The organism is Intrasporangium sp. (assembly GCF_040414665.1).
In the GTDB taxonomy this organism is placed as follows: domain Bacteria; phylum Actinomycetota; class Actinomycetes; order Actinomycetales; family Dermatophilaceae; genus Intrasporangium.
Map to the genome: position 1 here is coordinate 1 of NZ_JBEDUL010000065.1, position 4,562 is coordinate 4,562.

General features: G+C 69.8%; 4 protein-coding genes. 3 read left to right on the forward strand and 1 reads right to left on the reverse strand.

Going from position 1 to position 4,562, the window contains the following annotated elements:
- Positions 1–689: 689 nt before the first annotated feature.
- Complete coding sequence (locus tag ABF401_RS07950) at positions 690–1,583, reverse strand: Fic family protein (protein ID WP_353509008.1); 894 nt, start codon at positions 1,581–1,583, stop codon at positions 690–692.
- A gap of 62 nt (positions 1,584–1,645) precedes the next feature.
- Here ABF401_RS07950 and ABF401_RS07955 point away from each other — a divergent pair, with 62 nt between their 5' ends.
- The 3 genes from ABF401_RS07955 to ABF401_RS07965 form a co-directional block, all read left to right on the forward strand.
- On the forward strand, positions 1,646–2,629 hold the full coding sequence (locus tag ABF401_RS07955) for a prenyltransferase/squalene oxidase repeat-containing protein (protein ID WP_353509009.1): 984 nt from the start codon (positions 1,646–1,648) through the stop codon (positions 2,627–2,629).
- Between the two features lie 226 nt (positions 2,630–2,855).
- The gene (gene trpS / locus ABF401_RS07960; protein WP_502908204.1) at positions 2,856–3,968 is read left to right on the forward strand and encodes a tryptophan--tRNA ligase; all 1,113 of its coding nucleotides are present in this window, start codon (positions 2,856–2,858) and stop codon (positions 3,966–3,968) included.
- Positions 3,969–4,230: 262 nt separating this feature from the next.
- On the forward strand, positions 4,231–4,562 hold a 332-nt coding region (locus ABF401_RS07965; RefSeq protein ID WP_353509011.1), incomplete at its 3' end, for an acetyl-coenzyme A synthetase N-terminal domain-containing protein.

The following is a 4,562-nucleotide window of genomic DNA, read 5'->3' on the forward strand; positions in this document are numbered from 1 at the left end:
TCGAGCCGTCCCCCGAACCGGTTGAGGTCGACGGCGACCACCGACCGACCGGCTTCGGCGGCCCGGACGGCGACAACGGCAGCGATGGTGGTGGCCCCGACCCCACCCGAGGCCGGCATGACGGCGATGACGTGACCCATGCACCAACCGTCACCGAATCGCGGGAGCCGGCCCAGCGGCATACGGCCTGCTGTGGACAGCCCGGCACCCGCCGCAGGGATGTGGACGACGTACGTCACAGAGAAAGGCGGTGGCCCCCGTCCGGGGGGAGACGGGGGGCCACCTCACGGGACTGGCACCGGGGGGGAGAACCAGTGACCCGTTGCGCTCAACCCCGAGGGGAGCGCGTATCCATCGTCCGTCTTTCACGCACCCAAATGCAAACCAGGCTCGGGAGACATCCCCAGAGACGCGGACGAGGCCCCCAACGAAGTCAGGGGCCTCGTGAGAACGAGGTGGGCTACCAAGCGTGCATTCCCGAATTGTCGCCCCGGTGTGGACCCGAGGGTGGACTGTTCCAAGTGAACTGTCGTCGCGTGGGTACCTCTCGCTCTCGCTTGTACTGCCTTGGAGCCGATCTTCGCCTCACGGCGATGCGTTGGTTCCTGCATCCTTTGTACCGCAGGGCCCGGCGCGGTAACAGTCTTGACTTCACAGCAAAGGTGGTCTCGTGCGTCACAGAACGGCCGTCAGCCGAGCCGCCCCGCCCGGACCGCATCGCTGATCCGCTCCCCCTCGGCGACGCCCTTGAGGACGGCGTCCGCCGCCTGCCCGAGCCACAGTCCCACGCCCGCGGCCGTGCCCTTGCCGTATGCCGCTGAGCTGCCTGTGTACGTCACCGCGCCGTTCGCGACGTGGCCGGCTTCCGGGACGGCGACACCGGTCGGGTCGAGGCCGAGCGCCTGGATGAGGGCGCGCTCGAGGGCCCGTGCGACGAGGCCGTTGCCGTGAGTGAAAGGCCGGACGGCGATGACCTCTCCATGGACGATGGACGAGATGACCACGGCCGGAACGCGATCCGTGGCCTGTGACGCCCCCACGATGAGGTCGGCCAGCTGAGTGAGCCGTTGCGACACCTCGGCGGCGTCCGGCGCCGGCCCGAGGTCGACGAACTCGGCGGAGTCCTCACCGGCGACCCGGGGACGGCCCAGTGCGTTGGTGACGTCCGCGCCACCACCGTGGACGAAGGGAGAGGCGGCCGCGACGTGGAGCCGGGCGAGAGCCTGCAGCGGGGCGGTGCGGACGATGGAGGCGACCCGCTCGCTCTCGGCTGTCGCGGCGATCGCGCCCTTGAGGGTCGCGAGGTCGGGACTGAGGTCGTCGGGCCACGGGCGGGCGCCGGTCGTCAGCTCGCGGACGAGGTCCAGCGGGTAGTCGACGCCGTCGAGGGCGGCAGAGGCCCGGGCCCCGCGGACGCGCGACTCCGCGGCGGCCTCGGGGATGCGTCTGCGCAGCGCCTCATGGAACCGCAGCCGGGTGCAGGCCTCCCGCACCGCGTCCGCCTTGTCCCGAATGCCGGGGAGGTCCGCGAGTGCGGCCAGCTGGTCGACGATCGCGTCGCGGGTCGGGTTCCGGTCGGGCATCGGTCCAGCCTAGGAGTCGGCGATCGCGGCCGAACCGGCGGCCTCGGTGCCACGATGGGCAGATGGCCGGTGATGAGGTTGGCGAGGTGATCGACTGGTTGCTGGAAGGGGACGTCGCCGTCGCCTACCTGACCACGCGTGACCTCCTGCACCGCGATGAGCGGAGTCTCCAGGCACGGATCGCCACCGAGGGCGTCGGCGCCGCCCTGCTCGGCGCGCGACGCCCCGACGGCCACTGGGGTCGGGGCTTCTACCAGCCGAAGTGGACCTCGAGCCACTACACCCTGCTCGAGCTGCGCAACCTCGGTCTGGCACCTGACCACCCGGCAGCCCAGGAGTCGGTCCGGCTCATCCTCGCCGCGAACACGGTCCGCGACGGCGGGGTCAACCCCAATGCGCGGTCCGCCGCGAGCGAGACCTGCATCAATGGCATGACCCTCAACTACGCGAGCTACTTCGGCGCCCCTGAGGTGGACCTGGTGAGCCTCGTCGACTGCCTCCTCGCGAGCCGCGTGCCGGACGGCGGGTTCAATTGCCACCACCGGCCGCCCACGCACCCGGTGGAGCACTCGTCGATGCACACGACCGTGTCGGTGCTGGAGGGGATTCACTCCTACCGGTCCGCCGGCTACGGACATCGCCGCGATGAGCTAGGTGAGGCGGCGGATGCCTCGGTGGAGTTCCTGCTCAGGCACGAGCTCTTCAAGAGCGAGCGCTCCGGCGAGGTGATCCGCGCGGACTTCACCCGGGTCCACCACCCGCCCCGGTGGCACTTCGACATCCTCAGGGGACTCGAGTGCCTCGCCACCATGGGAGCCCCCCGCGACCCGCGGATGGATGCTGCCCTGGAGCTGCTGAACGCGCGACAGAGGCCCGACGGCCGCTGGACCGCCACGGTCTGGCCGGGTGCGACGCACGTCCCCCCGGACTCGGGACGTGAGCCGTCCCGGTGGGCCACGCTCAGGGCCCTGCGGGTCCGTTACCGTTTCGAGATGCGCGATGACCGACTCCCGGGCACACTGGGTGGAGTTGGGACCTCCCGCTGACTCGACCGGTTCGTGCGGTCGAGACGGGGCGAGGTCCCAGCGGTGCTCTCAGCTCGGCTACCCTCGAGGCATGAGCTCGTTCGCGTCGACCAACCGCGCGTGGTGGCTGCCCCTCTGAGGCGGCCATCCGAACGAACCATTCCGAGCCGCCTGCGGGCGGCTCTTCGCATGTCTTCCGACGGCTGGCGCCTCCCGTGGGCCATCCATCGAGGAGGACAGCATGACCATGACCATCACCCGCGACGAGTTCCGCGCCGAACTGCACGCCGACGAGAATGCGACGTACGCGGCAGCCCGCGAGCGCAGCGCGGTGCTCGACCACCTCATCGACGAGCAGGCGGCGAGCGACCCGTCGCGCTTCCGGATGCTCACCGGCGACCGCCCGACCGGACCGCTCCACGTCGGACACTATCTCGGCAGCCTGCGCAACCGGGTTCGCCTTCAGGACAAGGGAGTTGAGACCTTCGTCCTCGTCGCTGACTACCAGGTCATCACGGATCGCGACGTCGTCGGCCAGATCGGCCACCACGTGCACGAGCTGGTGGTCGACTACCTCGCGGCAGGCATCGACCCGGAGCGGTCGACGATCTTCGCGCACTCAGCGGTGCCTGCCCTGAACCAGCTGGTCCTGCCGTTCCTGTCGCTGACCACCGACACCGAGCTCCGGCGCAACCCGACCGTGAAGGACGAGCTCGCGCTCACCGGCGGCCGCCCCTTGTCGGGGCTGCTGCTCACCTACCCCGTGCACCAGGCGGCCGACATCCTCTTCTGCCACGCCCGGGTCGTGCCCGTCGGCCGGGACCAGCTGCCGCACGTCGAGCAGACCCGCGCGATCGCCCGCCGTTTCAACGAGAGGTATGCCGCTGGGCACAGTGTGTTCACCGAGCCCGAGGTGCTGCTCAGCGACGTGCCACTGCTGCTGGGCACGGATGGGCAGAAGATGAGCAAGAGCCGGGGCAATACCATCAACCTGCGCGACAGCGCGGACGAGACCGCGGCCCGGATCCGAGGAGCCCGGACCGACTCGGAACGCCGAATCACGTTTGGCCCCAAGGCGCGTCCCGAGGTAGCCAACCTGCTGACCCTCGCGGGCCTCTTCCTCGACGAGTCACCTGAGTCGATCGCCGAACGGGTGGGCAACGGAGGAGCGCGACAGCTCAAGGAGGTCGTCACCGAGGCTGTGAACGAGGGGCTGCGGGACCACCGGGCGAGGCGTGCGGAGCTGGCGCGGGACCCCGCGTTCGTGTCAACCGTGCTGCGCGACGGGAGCGCCCGGGCGAACGAGGTGGCCGAGCGGACCCTCGCGACGGTCCGTGCGGTCATGGGCATGACGTACTGAGCCAGTCAGGGACAAGTGACGGGACGACATGACCAATTCGGTGGCGTTTGAGCACGAGCCGGCGATCTCGTCCCGTCACTTGTCCCAAGCTCCTCTCGCTTGCGCGACCGCTCGTCGTCGGCCTGTGACCGCTCGGCACGTTACTGATCGGTAGCGGCTGAGACGAACGGCACGCACTCTTGATGGGGGCCGACCCGTACGTTTGAGTGGAAGGAAGTGCGTTCCCCACTCCAGCACCAACGTCGATGCGAAAGGTGAGCCCATGAGCGAGACGCTCGAGAACCTCCTGCAGGAGACCCGGACCTTCCCGCCCCCGCCGGAGTTCGCGGCCAGGGCCAACGGCGCAGCCGCCCTGTACGAGCAGGCCGACGCCGCCTTCGAGGGCTTCTGGGCCGAGCAGGCCCGGACCTACGTGAAGTGGAGTAAGGACTTCACGCAGGTCCTGCAGTGGGACGCACCCTTCGCGAAGTGGTACGCCGACGGCGAGCTGAACGCCTGCTACAACGCCGTGGACCGGCACGTCGAGGCCGGCAACGGCGACCGGGTCGCGATCCACTGGGTCGGCGAGCCGGAGAACGACACCCGGGACCTGAC